The 17,467-nt window shown below is 39.7% G+C and carries 16 protein-coding genes; 9 read left to right on the forward strand and 7 right to left on the reverse strand.

Annotated features, from left to right (window positions below):
• Positions 1-94: 94 nt before the first annotated feature.
• The 5 genes from U5K72_10770 to U5K72_10790 all read left to right on the forward strand — a co-directional run bounded on the left by U5K72_10770 (position 95) and on the right by U5K72_10790 (position 6,803).
• Entirely contained in the window at positions 95-970 is an 876-nt protein-coding gene (locus U5K72_10770; GenBank protein ID MDZ7719287.1) for a universal stress protein, read from the forward strand.
• 4 nt (positions 971-974) lie between these two features.
• Positions 975-2,312 (forward strand): TolC family protein, encoded by a 1,338-nt coding sequence (locus U5K72_10775; GenBank protein MDZ7719288.1) that lies wholly within the window; start codon positions 975-977, stop codon positions 2,310-2,312.
• A gap of 84 nt (positions 2,313-2,396) precedes the next feature.
• Positions 2,397-3,404 (forward strand): efflux RND transporter periplasmic adaptor subunit, encoded by a 1,008-nt coding sequence (locus U5K72_10780; GenBank protein ID MDZ7719289.1) that lies wholly within the window; start codon positions 2,397-2,399, stop codon positions 3,402-3,404.
• Positions 3,401-6,460 carry an efflux RND transporter permease subunit gene (locus tag U5K72_10785; protein ID MDZ7719290.1) on the forward strand — a complete coding sequence of 1,020 codons (3,060 nt, stop codon included), beginning with the start codon at positions 3,401-3,403 and terminating at the stop codon, positions 6,458-6,460. The genes U5K72_10780 and U5K72_10785 overlap by 4 nt, the downstream gene beginning before the upstream one ends.
• Before the next feature lie 22 nt (positions 6,461-6,482).
• Positions 6,483-6,803 carry a carboxymuconolactone decarboxylase family protein gene (locus tag U5K72_10790; GenBank protein ID MDZ7719291.1) on the forward strand — a complete coding sequence of 107 codons (321 nt, stop codon included), beginning with the start codon at positions 6,483-6,485 and terminating at the stop codon, positions 6,801-6,803.
• A gap of 94 nt (positions 6,804-6,897) precedes the next feature.
• Here U5K72_10790 and U5K72_10795 read toward each other — a convergent pair whose 3' ends face one another.
• Together U5K72_10795 and U5K72_10800 are read right to left on the reverse strand one after the other, a co-directional pair.
• A complete protein-coding gene (locus U5K72_10795; GenBank protein ID MDZ7719292.1) occupies positions 6,898-7,134 on the reverse strand; it encodes an amphi-Trp domain-containing protein in 237 nt (78 codons plus the stop codon).
• Positions 7,135-7,296: 162 nt separating this feature from the next.
• Positions 7,297-7,764, reverse strand: coding sequence for a rhodanese-like domain-containing protein (locus tag U5K72_10800; GenBank protein ID MDZ7719293.1), 468 nt, complete (start codon positions 7,762-7,764; stop codon positions 7,297-7,299).
• Between the two features lie 180 nt (positions 7,765-7,944).
• Between U5K72_10800 and U5K72_10805 the strand changes: the two genes are divergently transcribed.
• On the forward strand, positions 7,945-8,694 hold the full coding sequence (locus tag U5K72_10805; GenBank protein MDZ7719294.1) for a ZIP family metal transporter: 750 nt from the start codon (positions 7,945-7,947) through the stop codon (positions 8,692-8,694).
• Between the two features lie 263 nt (positions 8,695-8,957).
• Here the strand turns inward: U5K72_10805 and U5K72_10810 are convergent, their stop codons facing one another.
• Together U5K72_10810 and U5K72_10815 are read right to left on the reverse strand one after the other, a co-directional pair.
• Complete coding sequence (locus U5K72_10810) at positions 8,958-10,040, reverse strand: FAD-binding oxidoreductase (GenBank protein MDZ7719295.1); 1,083 nt, start codon at positions 10,038-10,040, stop codon at positions 8,958-8,960.
• A gap of 198 nt (positions 10,041-10,238) precedes the next feature.
• Positions 10,239-11,009 (reverse strand): glucose 1-dehydrogenase, encoded by a 771-nt coding sequence (locus U5K72_10815; GenBank protein MDZ7719296.1) that lies wholly within the window; start codon positions 11,007-11,009, stop codon positions 10,239-10,241.
• A 240-nt stretch (positions 11,010-11,249) separates the two neighbouring features.
• Between U5K72_10815 and U5K72_10820 the strand changes: the two genes are divergently transcribed.
• The 3 genes from U5K72_10820 to U5K72_10830 all read left to right on the forward strand — a co-directional run bounded on the left by U5K72_10820 (position 11,250) and on the right by U5K72_10830 (position 13,202).
• Positions 11,250-11,675, forward strand: a complete 426-nt coding sequence (locus tag U5K72_10820) for a ZIP family metal transporter (GenBank protein ID MDZ7719297.1) — start codon at positions 11,250-11,252, stop codon at positions 11,673-11,675.
• A 326-nt stretch (positions 11,676-12,001) separates the two neighbouring features.
• Positions 12,002-12,508: an FAD-dependent oxidoreductase gene (locus tag U5K72_10825; protein ID MDZ7719298.1), complete on the forward strand. Its 507-nt coding sequence runs from the start codon at positions 12,002-12,004 to the stop codon at positions 12,506-12,508.
• Positions 12,509-12,578: 70 nt separating this feature from the next.
• Entirely contained in the window at positions 12,579-13,202 is a 624-nt protein-coding gene (locus U5K72_10830; GenBank protein MDZ7719299.1) for a hypothetical protein, read from the forward strand.
• Positions 13,203-13,376: 174 nt separating this feature from the next.
• Here U5K72_10830 and U5K72_10835 read toward each other — a convergent pair whose 3' ends face one another.
• The 3 genes from U5K72_10835 to U5K72_10845 all read right to left on the reverse strand — a co-directional run bounded on the left by U5K72_10835 (position 13,377) and on the right by U5K72_10845 (position 17,467).
• Positions 13,377-13,907: a ferritin gene (locus U5K72_10835; GenBank protein MDZ7719300.1), complete on the reverse strand. Its 531-nt coding sequence runs from the start codon at positions 13,905-13,907 to the stop codon at positions 13,377-13,379.
• 184 nt (positions 13,908-14,091) lie between these two features.
• Positions 14,092-14,742: a peroxiredoxin gene (locus U5K72_10840; GenBank protein MDZ7719301.1), complete on the reverse strand. Its 651-nt coding sequence runs from the start codon at positions 14,740-14,742 to the stop codon at positions 14,092-14,094.
• 691 nt (positions 14,743-15,433) lie between these two features.
• Positions 15,434-17,467, reverse strand: a complete 2,034-nt coding sequence (locus U5K72_10845; protein ID MDZ7719302.1) for an amino acid permease — start codon at positions 17,465-17,467, stop codon at positions 15,434-15,436.

The following is a 17,467-nucleotide window of genomic DNA, read 5'->3' on the forward strand; positions in this document are numbered from 1 at the left end:
TTTAAGTGCATAAGCTGATCTTGTTGGCTTCAATACTTGTTAATCGGCAATTAGCATGAGGCTTACCAATTAGCAGTTTTTAAAAGGAGAATATATGTTTAAGAAAATATTATTAGCCACCGACCTGTCGAAAGCATCGGATGCTGTATTAAGCAGCGTTAGTGGTTTAAGAGAATGGGGAGCTGATGAGTTTATTCTATTCTATGCATTAGGAGTGAGGCATATTGGATCGCTCAGGTCCACATTGAAAAATATGGCTGAACCGGAGCTGCAGAGGCAAAAAAAAATAATAGAAGATCAGGGAGCAGAGGTTAAATTGGAAATTGCCCCCGGTATTCCTTCCGAAGAAATCAATAATTATTCAGAAAACGAGGATATTTCACTCATTGTAATGGGCACTCAGGGAGAGACAGCTGCTGATTATCAGTTATTTAAAATAGGGGGAGTGACTTCTGAAATTCTTCATTTTCACAAAAAACCTCTGTTGGTGGTCAGAACTATAGCTACTGAAAAAAACGGGGAAAAATCTATTGAAGCGCCCTTTTTGGATCTGAGTGGTGAAATACTATTTGCAACCGATTTTTCAGACAACTCTTACAGAGCGTTTGATTTTTTGAAGGGAATTATCAGCGCAGGAAAAAACAAGGTTACTTTATTTCATGTTCAGGATAAAACGAAGATTGGCAAGCGTCTTAAAGATAAACTCGAGGAGTTTAATCGTATTGATAGCCAGAGATTGGACATGATGAAAAAAGATCTCAAAGAGAAGGGTTCTAAAGAAATAGATACTAAAATAGTTTATGGAATTCCGACGAAAGAAATTCTTGAAGAGGCAAAAAACAATTACGCATTAATTGTAATGGGGAGTCAGGGAAGAGGGTTCTTTAAAGAAATATTTCTGGGTAGCGTCAGCCACAATGTAGTGCGAAATGCACATATTTCCGTATTGCTTATTCCCGCATTGAGGTAACTGAGTGAAGACTTTACAAGACCTGTTTAGAAATATGTACATTGAATTTCACCATAAATTCCTCTTATTAATTTCAATTTTAATCTTAAGTGGAAGTGCTGTATCAGCGCAAAATTTTTCGGCAGATACCCTTTGGATTTCACTTGATAATGCGATTGAACAAGCACTTACTAACAACGAAAAACTTCTTTCCGCAAAAAAGCAGATAGAAAAAAGCAATTATGCAATTGATGAAGCTAAGTCAATTCAATACCCACAGGTAGATGCATTATTCAGTTATGACTATCTCGACATTGTGCCGGGTTTCCGGTCTGAATTACTCGGAAACCTTGAACATGATCTATTCCCGAGAGTAAATATTGAACAGGTTATTTATGCCGGTGGTAAAATTGACCAGAGCATTAAACTGAAAAAAGAATTATTACACGGCAAAGAATTCGATTTGAAGGAGCAGGAGCAGCAGATAAAATTTATTCTTTCCTCTTATTACTTCCAGCTACAGTCCATTAATAATCAAATCAGGATTCTGAGAAATAATAAAGAGCAATTTCAAACTCAAAAAAAGTTTACGCGTTTGTTAATAGATGCGGGAAAGTTATCGGAGCTTGAAATGGGAAGAGTGGATGTTGAGCTGGCATATATTGATGCAAACATATTAAAGCTGGAAAATGATTACAGTGCAGTTTCTCATAATATTGGTTTACTGATGGGAGAAGATACTTTATCAACGATTATACCAACCGATTCTCTGCATATTACTCACCTGCAACTTTCATCTGAGGAGTTGATCAGAATGGCTATTGAGATGAATCCGGCCATCAAAAATTATGAGAGCGTCATAAAGCAAAACGAAATTAATACGGAAATTCAAAAATCATCCCGGATGCCCCAGGTAAGTGCAAGTGCATATTACGGGTATGAATTCGGATTCGAACAATTTTCATTTCCAAGGAACGACCGTTATTTCATCGGTTTGAATGCAAAATTTCCATTGTTTAACGGCGGTAATATATCTGCAAAAATAAAACAGGCCGAGGTTGATATAACATCGGCCACTTATGAGATGAATTACTATGTAAAGCAATTATCACAGCTAATTGATCAGACAAACAGAAAAATTCAAGAAATTAGCAAACAAGTAGACATTCAAAAGAAAGCATTACAGCAGCTAAAAGATACGTATCGCCTTGCGTTATTGGAATACCAGGCAGGCCGAAGGTCGAATACGGACTTGCTGGATATACAGAAAAATCTTTTGAATGCGGAAGTTGCTTTAAACGACTTACGTATTCAGCAAATTATTAAACAAACTGAACTGAAATTTTACAGTGGTATTCTTTAAGGAATTAGAAACATGAAGCATATAGGATTTAAAAATGAAAGAAATGTTTTGCTACGGAAAAAGAAAATATTAAGAAAAATATTCTTGGCCCCGATTATAATCATACTTACTGTCGGTTGCGGTGGAAATGCAGAACCCACCACACAGATAACAAAACAAGAACCACCTAAACTTGTAAAAGTTGCTGAAGCGAAGATTAAAACCCTGCAGGAAGTTCTTGAAATTACCGGTACAATTGAACCTGAAAACACCACGAATATTAAATCAACGGGTGAGGGTAAAGTTACAAGGCTGCATGTACGCGAAGGCGATCTTGTTCAAGAAGGGCAAGTAGTTGTTCGCCTTAGTCCCAGGCTTAGGGAAGAAGTTATTACCGCAGCAAAAATAAAAGTGGAATCACTTGAAGAAGAATTACAGACTACGCCTGATAATGAGTCATTAAATCAGCTATTAAAAGAAGCCAGAGAGAATTACAATTTTGCATTAGATCAATATAAAGAAATTTCAATTATTTCCCCTTCAAGCGGAATTATATCTAAACGTTTTATTGATGTGGGAGATATGATTGAAGCTAATACACAAATACTGGAAGTAATAAGCGCTGGTAGCTTCAAAATTAATCTTTCCGTTGCTGAAACGGATTTGAGAAAATTAGAAACCGGCCAGGAAGCCAAGCTGAATCTGGATGCTTGTCCGGATCAACAATTTACCGGTACCATAACAAGAATTTATCCGGAAATTGATGAGCTTACCCGAAACGGTATTGTTGAGGCACATCTTAATAATCCTTGTCAGAATATAAAAAGCGGAATGTTTGTACGGGCATCTTTTATAGCAAGAATATTTAAAGATGTTTTAGCGATTCCTTCGCAAGCAATTATTTCCAATATAGATAAGAAAACCGTTTTTATAGTGGATGAAAATTTACAGGCTACATCGGTTGAGGTGAAAACAGGGTTTGAAACGAAAGAGGATGTTGAAATTATAAGCGGATTAAAAGCCGGCAATAAGGTTATTGTGGATGGGTATCAGACATTAAAGAATGGAAGCCCGGTAAATATTATACCGGATAAAGAGGATGGATTAGAATGAATCTCACCAAAATTGCTATAAAAAAACCTGTTGCCACCATAGTTCTCACTCTTTCGGCTGTTGTGCTGGGCTTCTTCGGATATGTGAATTTACCAACCGATTTTCTGCCCGAAATAACCTATCCGATGGTGAAGGTTTATGTGTACTGGCCTGGTGCTACCCCTGAGGAAATTAACGACAATATCGCCGACCCGGTTGAGCGAGTGATGAGCACGGTTGATGATCTTGATTATCTGGAGTCATCGAGTATTGAAGGAATGTATCAGCTGCTGGTGAATTTTGAATATGGAACCGATGTGGATGTGGCATACCAGGATGTGGTAGCAAAAATGGGGTTGGCAACCCGGCAACTCCCCCGGGATATTGAACCGCCGGTAATGTTCAAAGCCGATCCTTCTCAGCTTCCGGTGGTGCAGTTGATAGTTGAATCGGACAGGCGTGATCTTGTTGATTTAAGACTGTGGATAGAAAATATTTTGCAAGATCAGTTTCTAACCATTAAAGGGGTGGCTGGAACCGAAATAGTGGGTGGTTTAAAAAGAGAAATCCAGATTCTTATAGATAAAGAAAGACTTTCGGCTTATAACCTAACGCTTGAAGAAATTATCAAACGAGTTAAAGATGAAAACGTAGAGCGCCTTGCCGGAAGGGTTACTGATACCAATCGTGAGTTTTCGTTAAGAACCATCGCTGAATACCATACAATAGATGATATTGAAAACACCATTATAAAATATTCTAACAGCGGAGCGATAAAAGTAAAAGACTTTGCCAAAGTTAGTGATACCCATGAGGAACAGCGGGTGGTTACAAGATTCAATGGTCATCCCGCCATAAAATTAAACATATTAAAACAAGCTGATGCAAACACCGTGGAAGTGTCGGACGCGGTCAATGAACTTATTTCAAAGCTTAAAAATACGTCCCCGCCCGATATCACCTTTAATACGGTAGAAAATCAATCCGATTATATTAAAGGAGCAATTGCTGGCGTTCGGGATTCTGCTATTGCTGCAATTATTTTGGTAATACTTGTCATCTACCTTTTCCTTGGCCAATTCCGGCAGGTGATGGTGATGCTCATTGCACTGCCTGTTACGATTCTGTTTAACTTTTTTCTGATGCAGCTTCTCGGGTTCTCGATCAATATTTTTTCGCTCGGGGGATTGGTTGTTGCTATGGGGGTTGTGCTGGATAATTCGATTGTCGTAATCGAGAACATCACACGTATTCATAAAGTAAAAGGCAAGACAGATGAAGAAACGTCTCTTACCGGAACCATGGATGTTGCACTCGCCATACTTGCTTCCACACTTACGTTTCTTGCGTTGTTTATGCCGTTTTTGATGATACCGGGATTGACCTCACTGCTTTTCCGGGAATTGATTTTAACCATTGCCGGTATTGTCATTGTCTCATTACTTGTGGCGCTTACCGTTACCCCGATGCTCACACACTATCTTGTGATAGTGAAAGGAACAAAAACACCGAAGAAATCCGGCCTCGAAAAGGTAATTGATCGATTAAATGATATGTATCAAAAGCTACTCAACATATTGTTACGGTTTAGATGGGCCGTGCTTGCCGCATTTGTGATTCTTCTGGCTGGGAATTATTTCATATTTCAAAAAATCGGTTCTGAATTTTTGCCAAAAGTAGATGATGGCAGAATTATGGTAAAAGTAATTTTACCACCGGGTACTTCGGTTGAAAAAACGGATAGGTTTCTACAAGAAATTGAACCTGTAATTAAAGATCAAAAAGAGGTAGATAAGTATTTTACCCTTTCAGGCGGAAAAGTATGGGGATTGGTGACTTATGAAATCGCAAACGAAGGGCAGATAGATATCGAACTTGTTGGAAAAAGCAACCGCGATATTTCAACAGAAGAATTTATAGAGAAACTCCGACCGCAGGTGATGAAGAAAATGATTCCGGGTGCTAAGATTATAGTACAGCAGGCAAAAATGAAAGGGATTAGAAGCGCGGGAGATTCTGATGTTGAAATAAAAGTACGCGGAATTGAACTGGAAAGAATACAGGAAATTGCTCAGCAAGTGGTTCAGCAGATGAACGGCGTTAACGGGTTGACAAATATCAGAATTGGCACGCAAATAAATAAGCCGGAATACCAGATTGTAGTTGATAAAGTTCGCCTTGCCGCTCTTGAAATGCCGACCGATAAATTTGCCGCTACGGTAAAAACGTATGTTGGCGGCACTGTGGCTACACAATTACGGGACGAGGGAGAATATTATGATATTCGCGTACTCGCCCCGAAAGAAAAAATTGCCTCCAGGCAGGATATCGAAAATTTAGAGGTAGATATTTCAGCCCGGAATAAAGTGCCCCTTCGCACAGTTGCGAACGTAACTGAACGGCTGGGCCCGGTGGAAATAGTAAGAGAAGATCAAATTAAACAAATAGTTGTTTCAAGCGATGTAATGAAAGGCGCAGATGTGGGTAGCACTGCACAAAGTCTGCAAAGCAAACTTGCCGGATTACAGTTACCCGAAGGATATTCTTTTGCCTTTGGTGGGCAGGTCTATCTGCTTGAGGAAAGCCAAAATGTAATGCTGCGAATCATATTGTTTGCCTTGTTTTTTGCATACGTAATCCTGGCAATACAATTTAATTCGTTTAAACAGCCACTTATGATTTTACTTGGGGTCCCGTTTGCACTCATCGGTTCAACAGCAGCGCTTTATCTAACCGACATGGTTATGGGCACAACGGTTCTAATCGGCATTATCATTATGTCGGGCGGTATTGCCACGCAAGGGGTGGTGTTGATAACAGTTATAAACGATTTTGTTAAACAAGGCTTGCCGGTCAAAAAAGCAATTCTTACCGCAGCACCTTTACGCGTGAGGCCCATATTAATGACACAGGCCACCACCATATTAGGCTTGACTCCCTTAGCTATCAATTGGGGAGAAGGAGGCGATATGCTTCAACCGATGGCAATTGCTGTAATTGGCGGATTAGGTTTCTCTTTATTCGTTACGCTGTTGCTGCTGCCGAATTTGTACATGATTTTTGCGAAAAACCAATAATAAAAAAACAGAGGAGACTGAAATGAAGAATAAAACACCCATGGAATTACTCAAACAATTCGCACCTGAATTTGCTGAAAATCAAATGCAGGAAAAATCTCTTGTTTTTGAAAACGAGAAATATCAAAAAGTCCCGAATAAGTATAAAATGCTTGTTGGGATAGGAGTTGCAGCGGCTTTAGGCAGCGATACCTGTACACAAATGTGGACTAAAATGGCTAAAAAAAATGGAGTTACGACCGATGAAATTGTTGAAGCCATGCAGGTAGCGCGATATATGAAACAGGCAACGGTTAATGATACCATTGCTAATTCTTTAAAAATATTAGAAACAGAGGAATAAATGATTTCAATAAACACCATTAAGAAACCACTATATTTATTTGACAAATTAAGGGTGCTAAAATAGAGGCTTGATGTCAGGAATTAGTGTTCTCCTATTTTTCCTCGACCCATTTCAGCTCAAACTCAGCATTTGTCGAGATTATATCTTCTTTGTGTTTCTCGTCAACGTCAATATCGAGAGTGAGGGTATCCGGGAGTTTAATGCTCGTACCATCATCAAACGTAATGTGTCCGTTTCTCAGATCAGAAGCCAGTTTTTCAAAATAATCGGCAATCTGTTCGAGGCTTTTTTCTTCTTCCAGGCGATAGAGATCTTTTTTCTCAGACATGATTCAGTGATTTAATTATTAGCATTTTATTTTAGCAAAATATAGTTTTTTGAGATAAACATTTCTGCTTATCCTTTCATATGTTGAAGTATCTTTTAATTAGCCTTATTTCATTACAGCTGAGAACTTATTCGCCGGTTGAACTGCGATTTATGATCTGTACTACTGATTGTCTAATTCTTTAATAAACTCACGGGCCCGATCACCTCTTAAATATTCAGCCAGCCCGAGTAGTCCTTCATTTAAATATTTTGCATCAAAACCTTTGCTTTTCAAATACATCATCGCGATGATAGCCCGATCTCTGTGCGGACATGCCGCCACGATGGTTTTACTATTGTCTAATTCATCAATTCGATCGGGAATTTCCGGCAGTGGCATCGCTACGGCATAAGGCATCGCCCACGATTGCTGCTCCTCTTCAAAGCGGATATCAAGAAGAATGGCATCGCCTGAAATGAGCAGGTTTGCAATCTCTTCACTGCTTACCTTCATCTCTTTTCTGGCCTCATAATCAAAAGAGGTAATGTAGTTGTCCAGTGTGGATTGAGCTGAAAGAGGTGTTGTTGATATACCCATAATGAAGGTGACTATAGTTAAATTGAGGATTAGCTTTGTAAGCTTTTTCATGGCAGAGATTTTGTTAAATAGTGAATTTAAGGGATTACGAACTCATGAAATTATTTTAAATTAACAATTATTAATGAAGATTTGCTGTATCTCTTTAAAAAAAGAAATTATACCCTTTTGATGCTATAATAAACAAATGGGCACCTGCAACTATATTGTTATTGACAATTATTTACTGTTATGGAAATACTATCATTACCAATTACAAAAGTCTTTTTATATGCTCTTTTAACCGCGGTAACAACCGGTTTAGGAGCTGTGCCCTTTTTCTTTATTAAAGATATATCACCATCACTTTTAGGCAGATCAAACGCTGCTGCTGCCGGTTTAATGCTTGCTGCAAGTTTTAGCCTGATCAGAGAAGGTTACAATGCCAGTGAATGGATGACTATTGGTGGTATGCTTGCCGGTTTAATACTTGTAGCGGTATCACAAAAATGGATGGAAAGCCGCGGTGATACTGATGTAAAAGATTTGATTAGCGGGAGCCGGAAACAAATGCTCATGTTTCTTGGAATTATGACGGTTCATTCCTTTGCAGAGGGCATTAGTGTCGGGGTTTCTTTTGCCAGCACCATGGAATTTGGTGTTTTCATAGCCATTGCCATTGCCGTTCATAACATTCCTGAAGGACTTGCCATCAGTTTGGTAATGGTTCCACAGGGCACATCTCCGATTAAAGCTGTTTGGTGGAGTATTTTTTCGAGTCTACCCCAGCCGTTGATGGCTATACCTGCCTTTCTTTTCGTTGAAACCTTTAAACAATATCTTCCACTCGGTCTTGGTTTAGCCGCCGGTGCTATGATCTGGATGGTATTTGCTGATTTAGTACCGGAAGCTCTTGAACAATGTAAAGCTAAATCAGTAGGCGTTTGGGTTACCTTAGCTGTACTTGCTATGAGTGCTTTTCAGGTTTTGCTTGGCCATTAATACGGTTAACGGGCGTGTAAACGTGAATCGACTTTATCTCTTCTTCCTTTCATCTGTAAGAGATATGTTTACCTATTGAAAATTTCAAAGTCGGCACTATTTAAACCACCTCGACAAAAACAACTATGCGCTACACTATTCACTTGAACATAGCAATCACTAGAGTTCGCACCGAGTTTTCGCAGAGGAGTTTATGGAAATGTACAGCGAAATATACTTACAGTGAATTACTTACAGACTTTCCGATAGAACCGTTTTTATTATCATAAACCGAAGGAATCTACGTGAATAAATTCCGATTGAATACCTTTATCATTCAGTGTTTGCATGATACCGGGCATCATTACAGGGGGACCTGCCACATAAGCATCTGCTTCCTGAAAACCGGTACTATTTCTGGAAATCACGTCATCCAATCTCCCGGAAAGAACTGCAATGCCATCTGGCAATACTGGTAAATCACCATGATCAATTGCCAGGGTGCAGTTAAGATTGGGTGCTGTATCTTTCCAATTAACCAACGTTTCTATTTCAAATACATCTTCAGCGCTTCCAACCCCCCAATACAATTCCATTTTACGCTCACTGTTCATTTGAATTTGTTGTTCAATCATAGCTTTGATGGGAGCAAACCCTGTACCTCCAGCTACAAAAACCAATGATTTTTCAGGCGGAGATTTCAATGTAAAATTTCCTCTTGGTCCTCGAACCTGTAATACATCATGCTCTTTTAATTCTTCAAAAAACCAGCTACTCAATCTTCCGTTTTCTACCAACCTTATTTGAAGTTCAATAGCACCTCCAACTTGTGGTGGATTTCCAATAGAGTATGCCCTTGGCAACCATTGCCCATTCGGAGGTATAATTTCTACATATTGTCCTGGCATAAACTGGCAAAAACAATCTCCCTCCACAGTAGGCGTAAGTGTTATTAACAGCGTTTTATTATTAATTTTTTTTAGCTCTGTTACTTTCATATCCATCACACGGTCGGGGTGAGGGATATTTCCTTTATATTCCAGCTGTTCTTTTCTTTCTATTAAATCATCTTCTATAGCATGATGAACCTCTGTCTGACTTTCTAACGCAAAGACAGTTGATAATGGGGGAAAGTTAATGGCGTGAGTAGGGCAGGTATTGGCACAGGTAGTGCATCCCACCATGCAATTCAAAGGCTCAACCACAACAGGTTTTCGTAAATAATAGTCATAACGATATACCATCCTGCTGCATCCCGTAACACAGGTGCCACAGCCGATGCAGGCATCAGTATCTACTGTTGGATTCCATTTAATTTCTTCGCGGGGAATTCCGTGCCACGGTTTTGAAAATTTTGAATCTGGCATTGGTCTATTTTTAGATGTTAATTTTTTTTTGATCTACAGTAAAAGTTTGAATCAAATTAACGACCATAATAAATATCCTCCCCTGTCTGCATACGGGGAGGAATATATACATATGAAACTTAGAACCTGTTAACTAATCAATCGCGAAAGTTATGACCATGCCCTCTTAGTTTCAGATGCAGATTGCGGAATACAGGTTTATTTCGCCGTATATCCGCCATCAATAACCAGTTCGCTACCGGTTACGAATTTGGATTCGTCTGATGCGAGATATAAGATTCCATATGCGATATCTTCAGGCTCACCTACATGACCGATAGGATGCAGACTGTCCAGTTCTTTTCGGAATTCTTCTACTCCGCCCGGAGATTTTTTACCAAGCTCTTCTACAAGCGGTGTCCAAATAAATCCCGGATGAACTGAATTCACCCTTATGTTATCTTCTGCATATAAAAGAGCGTCCGTTTTACTCATTACACGTACAGCCCCTTTTGAAGCATGATAAGGAGGAAGATCCGGTGCACCAACAATTCCATAAATTGAGGAAAGATTGATGATACTTCCGCCACCTGATTCTTTCATGGAAATCACAGCGTGTTTTAAACAGTAAAAAACACCATTTAAATTTACATCAATTACCTTCTGCCACTCCTCCTTTGTTATCTTGTGAGTCGGTTTGTCAACTCCTGAAATTCCCGCATTATTAACCAGAACATCCAGAGAACCAAATTCTTTTTCTATCTCACCAAAAACCTGCTCTACACGATCTTCATCTGTTGTATCCAGGTTCCAGTACATCGCTGTTCCACCGGATTTTTCTATTTCTTCTACAACTTTTTTCCCTTTTTCATCATCGATATCAGTTACGGCAACTTTTGCCCCTTCCTTTGCAAGTATTTGACAACTTGCCTTTCCAATACCTGATGAACCACCTGTTACGACTGCTACTTTTCCTTCTACTCTTTTCATAATGTTCTCCTGCGATATTTAATTTAAATTACCAGTTAATTGGATAACAATATCTAAAACTATTTAATTCAATGATTTTTTTTGTGATACGCAATTATAAAAGAGATGAGTGTGTATAGTGTAACTTGTATATATCGGCAGAATGTAGAGCACAGCATCAGGCCATTAATGAAATAATACAGCGGTCGCGGTGATACTGATGTAAAAGTTTTGATTAGCGGGAGCCGGAAACAAATGCTCATGTTTCTTGGAATTATGACGGTTCATTCCTTTGCAGAGGGGATTAGTGTCGGGGTTTCTTTCGCCAGCACCATGGAATTTGGTGCTTTCATAGCCATTGCCATAGCCGTTCATAACATTCCGGAAGGACTTGCTATCAGTTTGGTTATGGTTCCACAGGGCACATCTCCTATTAAAGCTGCTTGGTGGAGTATTTTTTCGAGTCTACCCCAGCCGTTGATGGCTATACCTGCCTTTCTTTTTGTTGAAACCTTTAAACAATATCTCCCACTCGGTCTTGGTTTAGCCGCCGGTGCCATGATCTGGATGGTATTTGCTGATTTAGTACCGGAAGCTCTTGAACAATGTAAAGCTAAATCAGTAGGCGTTTGGGTTACCTTAGCTGTACTTGCTATGAGTGCTTTTCAGGTTATGCTTGGCCACTGATACCTACAATATCTACTGGGGTATAGTTTGAGTGATATTAAATAGAAGGAAAAGCTAGGCGTATTCGAGGAATGGCACTATCAGTTAAGTATAAATTTGCGTGTCGTAAATTTATATGGTAAAGTAAGTTAGTGCGAAAGATAAATACTCCAACTTAAAACTTTGTTATTCATACTTCTGGTTATTCATGCAATCATGTTTTACATGTTGAATTGTACTAAAATATGGGTGAATTAAATCGAGCCCTCTTAGCACTTCGATCCGTCGATGCAAATAAGGTTGCGATACCATTAATCGGAAATCAGAGAAATAAAAAATAAAAGATTATGTCAAAACCACATATCGTTATCCTCGGATGCAATTTTGCAGGACTCACAACCGCAAGATATATTCATGATGCGGTGAAAGACAAAGCAGAAATTACCATTATTGACCGTAAATCACTGCTTACGTTCGTGCCAAATATTCCCATGCAGGTATTGGAAAATAAAAATCCCGGCATAGATATGAATTATCAATTCATATCATTTCTGGAGGATGATGGCAGTACTTTTATTCAGGCTGAAGTACAAGATATTGATCCTGAAACCAATACCGTCTTTTATAAGCCTAATGAACGACCGGGACATCCGGGTCGTAAAATACAATACGATTATTTAATTGTAGCATTGGGTAACCGCTTGGCCTATGATGCTGTTGATGGATTTAGTGAACACGGCCATAGTCTTACAGATATTTTTCTGGGTAATCGCTTAAGAAATTATTTACATAAAGAATATAAGGGCGGACCTATCGGCATCACTTCAGATCTGTTCCACCAGGGCAAAGAGTGATAAGCTTCCCGAAGGATTGCCTGTGGCAGAAACCGCCTGCGAAGGCCCGCCTGTAGAATTAGCCTTCTCCATGGCTCATTGGTTAAAAGAAAATAAAAAAGGCGATGAGTCCACCATTTATTTGTCAACTCCTGCTGAGGTTATTGCAGAAGATGCGGGTGAAAGCATACTCGATGAGTTACTGCCTATGATGGATAAAGAGGGATATAATTACCAGGCAAATACCCGCGGAATAAAGAAGATTCATAAAGACGGAATTGAATTCAATGATGGTTCATCACAGGAAACTGAAGTAGCCATTATTTTCCCCGATTGGCAGGCCCATGATTTTCTGAAAGAGTTACCTTTCACAGATGATAAAGGTTTTGTGATTACTGATTTGTATATGCGTAATCCGGACTATCAAAATATCTTTGCGGTAGGTGATGCTGCTTCAATTACCGTACCCAAAATTGGTTCGTTAGGCCATAAGGAAGCTGAAGTACTGACCAATACCATATCGAAGGAACTGGGGGTGTTTGAGGGAGAAGTTGACCCGATGGAATTTGAACTGCTGTGCATGGGTGATATGGGGGGTATGAAGGGCTTTTATATGCGCACAGATGAATGGTGGGGAGGAAAGGAATCGCACCTGGAAATGGGCGTTACACCTTATGCTCTTAAAATGGGCTTCAAAAAATGTATTATACGTTAGGTGGCAAAGTTCCCCACTGGGGTGTTGGTTTAAGTAAAGTAATTGGTGATCATACCTTTTTGTAACGTGCTATTGAAACAATGGACATTTAACTCCAACATTTTCAAAAAAAACCACGCACACGTTACAACGTGTGCGTGGTTTTTACGCTTATTTAATATGAGATGATTCGTTTTATTCAGCCTGGCCACTATCATTGCCGGCATTGTTTTGAGGTGCCTGACGTTGTCCCATCTCCTTATCCAGCATAAACAATCCGGTACGATCATCACCAACCATTTCAAGCTGCTGCCTGATTCGATCCGTGTTTTCTTCTTCCTCTACTTGTTCATCGATAAACCAGTGCAGCAATGTTTGAAATGGATTGTCCTTTTCTTCCTGAGCCAATTCGTAGAGGTCGTTAATTCTGCCCGTTATATACTGCTCGTGTTCAAGTGCTTGTTCAAAAGCATGTTTCGGACTTTTTATATCCAGTTTTGGTGGATCTATATTGAGCAGTTCAACATGGCCGCCTCGCCGTAGTACATGATCGTAAAAGTACATGGCGTGCTGAATTTCTTCCTCCCACTGAACTTTCATCCAGTTTGCAAAACCTTCTAAATTATTTTCTTCAAAATATGCCGACATTCCTAAATAGATGTATGCAGATTGGAGTTCTGCTTGTATTTGTTCATTTATTGCTTTTTGGACTTTTTCTTTAATCATAATAAAATCTGTGTTTTAAAATTTTTTTATAAATTTCACATGACAATCCGATATACTGTCAAGCCTGCTAATTCTCAAGGTTCGTAGCAGTTTTACTTTGCCAATGACGATTGATTTGCCAAAATATAGAATAAATGCCAGACTGCGGATAGCAATCCGGCTTTATTCTTTTTGGGTTTTCCCTCTACTTCATCTCCTTGTGGCAAAACCACCAATCGTAGCAATCCTTTTTTCCCCGACGTTCTGCAGCTTCTTTTTCGGTTGCTGCAGGTGGTATGATCACGCGATCTTTTATGAGTTCGTTATTAGGCCAGTTTTCAGGCAGTGCAACGTTTTCTTTCTCATGCATCTGTAATGCTTTGAGTGCCCGCAGTACTTCATCTACCTGTCGCCCTATTTCTTGTGGATAGTAGATAGAGAGCCTGATGCGTCCTTCCGGATCAATAATAAAAACCGCTCGAACAGTATTTGTACCTTTCTCGGGAGCAATCATTCCAAAACGCTTGGCAACTCGCCCCATCTCATCGCCTATAATAGGAAATGGAATCTCAACATCGAGATTTTCCTTAATCCACTCTGTCCATTTAATGTGAGAGAAGACCTGATCAACAGAAAGTCCCAATAACTCTGTATTCAGCTCTTTAAATTGTTCTGCTCTATTTGCAAAAGCCACAAATTCAGTAGTACATACCGGGGTAAAGTCACCGGGATGGCTGAAAAGCACCAACCATTTTCCCTTATAGTCATCGGGTAATTTTTTTGGTCCGTGCGTCGTGCTTACTTCCATTTCAGGAAACATATCGCCTAATAATGGCATTCCTTCTTGTTCTTCCATAATATTTAATTTTTGATTATTAGCTTATTAGATAACAATATCTAAAACTATTTAATTCAATTTTACTCTTGTAATACACAATTTTAAAAAGGATGCATGTGTATGACACAAAATGTATATACCGATAGAAAGTTGAGCACAGCATCAGGTTATCAATGAAATAACGTAACGGATGGATTTGTCGGGAGGCTACTCCGGGGGGATAATTAGATAAAATTATTATCAAGTACGGCCACGCATTTTATTTGAAAGCGTTGTCAGTGAGATGAAACTTTTTAATTACTCTATTGGAAGTAAATATAAACCGTCCCTGACTTCTCATTACATCCAGAAAAACATCAAGATATAGATGCTCTGAGTCACCCATAATAAGTTTTTACCTGGAAAAGGGATTGGATTTCCGACCGTTTTGCAGTTAAGAACTAAAAAAGGCGGATTAAAAAACAAACAAATAGTGAAACATTAGCGGCTATACTTATAATTGCTGAGTCTTGAAAAAAGAGAGACCTATTAATAGGTGAGATCCCGGCAAACAAATCTTTCATTTCCCTTCTGTTTACCCGCTTAATCGGAAATAAAATCTACGCCCAATGATCAATAAAGTGTATTTAAACGCAACAGAGTGAACAATTCTGCTTTCTTCCTGATAACAAATTATTATTTACGATATGCTGATTGGTATTGATTGATTCTACTCTTTGGCAGCCGAAAAAACTTTATGCGCTTTTCCTATAGCTCCTTCCGACCCCACAACAACAATGTGATCATTTTTTTGGATGATCGTGTTTCCCCTCGGTACTACAAATTCATCGTCCCGTATAATTGCAGCAACCACACACTGTTCGGGAATATCAATCTCCTGAATCTCCAGGCTAACCACATTTCCATTTTCAGGTACTTCTACATCAATAAGATTCGCTACTCCACCTTCTATTTCAAAGAGATCTGCCATGACCGGACGATCCAGGTAGTTTTCAACCATTGCAGAAGTAGCATAAGGAGCGCTGATACATACAATTCCGCTGTCTTCAAGAAGAGATACATAATCGGGATCTCTTGCAATTGCAATCACCCGTTTTATGCCCAGGCGTTTCGCCTGAAGAGCTATAATAGAGTTCCGTTCATCGTTATTGGTAGCCGCAATGGCTACATCCATTTTTTGAGGTTCTACCTGTTCCAGGAGCTCCTGTTTGGTACCGTCTCCCTGGAAAATGGGCACGTTATATCTCTTTTCAAGTCTTTCACAGTGTTCATCATCCTGTTCAATAAATGTAATCTGATACTCGGCCGACCGAAATACCATTCGGAACTCATCCTGTTTTAACAGGCGATCAGCAATATTTGTACCGAGGTTACCACCGCCAATAATTAATATGTTCATATGAGGCCTCCAATAAGCTTGAAATTTAATTTTTAAAGTTCGTAAATACGAGGGGATTTGAGAAAATTCTTCACGGTTTTGTGGCTGAAACAGGTAAAGAATTCCGCCAATCACCGTTAAAACGCCGCCCAATGCCAGGCTCTGTGGATCGAGCGTAGGCACAAAAAACCAGCATGAAATAATACCTATAATTGGAACCACGGGGTATAAAATAACTTTAAACGGCTTCCGAAGATTGGGCATTTTTTGGTGAAGGGCGATAACGGCATAATTAACAATACCGATCGCTATGAGATATCCAAAACTACTTGCCGATGCCAGTAAACGTACAATTCCCGAAGCTCCAAGGATAGCAACCAAACCTGCACAAACGAACAGCGAAATATGAGGGGTTTTATATTTTTTATGTAATCTTGCAAATATGGATGGGAAATGTCCGTCTCGTCCCAGTGCAAAGAGTACCCTGGAACTTGCACCCAACGTTACACTAAAAGCCGATAAACTTGCCATAATCGTAGCCAGGATACCTGCCCAGCGCCCCCACGTTCCGAATAGATAATCCGAGATAAAAATAAAGGGAGTGCTCGTTTCAGCAAGCTCCGAGTAGTTAACAACACCCATCATCACCCACAAAAGCAGTACATAGATAGCAATTCCGCTTCCAAGTGTAATGAAAATAGCCCGCGGAATGTTTTTTGCAGGTTCAATAATCTCTTCGGCAGCAACCGTAATCAAGTCAAATCCAACGTACGATATGTATATCAAACCCATCGTAGGGATTAATGGCCCATAACCCATCGGGGCAAATGGTTCAAGGTTTGCCGGTTCAACCTGGAAGGCACCAAGAATACCGACACCGATCAGGATAATCAACTCAATGATATTCATTATAGTAATGAACTTGAGAGCCTCTGCCTGCCCAAAAAGGTTTGAAACGGTAAAAACAGCAGTTGTGGCTATAACCACAGCAATAACGCTGATTTCGGGAAAGAAATAAGTTTTTATCGTCAGTGCAAAAATAACGGCATACAACGCACATGCAAGTGTGTTGCCAATCCAGAAAAACCAACCGGTAAGAAAGGCAACAGGACGCGGGAGTGTACGGCTTGTAAATGAGTAACCGCCACCGGCAATTGGAATGGCCGCACCAAGTTCGCTGTAGCTGAATGCTGTGAAGAGAGTTAAGCCACCCATGAACAGATAAGCCAAAATACCCAGTGGACCGGCAGAACCGGCTACCTCGCTGGGAAGTGCAAAAATACCCGGTCCCATCATGGCACCGATGCCGATCATCACCGCCATAAAAAGACCAACATTGCGTTTGAATCCGGACTGTTCTGCCAT

Source organism: Balneolaceae bacterium, from assembly GCA_034521495.1.
Lineage (GTDB): Bacteria > Bacteroidota > Rhodothermia > Balneolales > Balneolaceae > Rhodohalobacter.

Excerpts from the sequence above, each read along its gene's own strand:
- U5K72_10820 (MDZ7719297.1), top strand. The coding sequence starts at position 11,250 with ATGTTTCTTGGAATTATGACGGTTCATTCCTTTGCAGAGGGGATTAGT.
- U5K72_10845 (MDZ7719302.1), bottom strand. The coding sequence starts at position 17,467 with ATGGCAGAACAGTCCGGATTCAAACGCAATGTTGGTCTTTTTATGGCG.
- U5K72_10840 (MDZ7719301.1), bottom strand. The coding sequence starts at position 14,742 with ATGGAAGAACAAGAAGGAATGCCATTATTAGGCGATATGTTTCCTGAA.
- U5K72_10815 (MDZ7719296.1), bottom strand. The coding sequence starts at position 11,009 with ATGAAAAGAGTAGAAGGAAAAGTAGCAGTCGTAACAGGTGGTTCATCA.
- U5K72_10835 (MDZ7719300.1), bottom strand. The coding sequence starts at position 13,907 with ATGATTAAAGAAAAAGTCCAAAAAGCAATAAATGAACAAATACAAGCA.
- U5K72_10770 (MDZ7719287.1), top strand. The coding sequence starts at position 95 with ATGTTTAAGAAAATATTATTAGCCACCGACCTGTCGAAAGCATCGGAT.
- U5K72_10825 (MDZ7719298.1), top strand. The coding sequence starts at position 12,002 with ATGTCAAAACCACATATCGTTATCCTCGGATGCAATTTTGCAGGACTC.
- U5K72_10800 (MDZ7719293.1), bottom strand. The coding sequence starts at position 7,764 with ATGAAAAAGCTTACAAAGCTAATCCTCAATTTAACTATAGTCACCTTC.
- U5K72_10795 (MDZ7719292.1), bottom strand. The coding sequence starts at position 7,134 with ATGTCTGAGAAAAAAGATCTCTATCGCCTGGAAGAAGAAAAAAGCCTC.
- U5K72_10830 (MDZ7719299.1), top strand. The coding sequence starts at position 12,579 with ATGGCTCATTGGTTAAAAGAAAATAAAAAAGGCGATGAGTCCACCATT.
- U5K72_10790 (MDZ7719291.1), top strand. The coding sequence starts at position 6,483 with ATGAAGAATAAAACACCCATGGAATTACTCAAACAATTCGCACCTGAA.
- U5K72_10785 (MDZ7719290.1), top strand. The coding sequence starts at position 3,401 with ATGAATCTCACCAAAATTGCTATAAAAAAACCTGTTGCCACCATAGTT.
- U5K72_10810 (MDZ7719295.1), bottom strand. The coding sequence starts at position 10,040 with ATGCCAGATTCAAAATTTTCAAAACCGTGGCACGGAATTCCCCGCGAA.
- U5K72_10805 (MDZ7719294.1), top strand. The coding sequence starts at position 7,945 with ATGGAAATACTATCATTACCAATTACAAAAGTCTTTTTATATGCTCTT.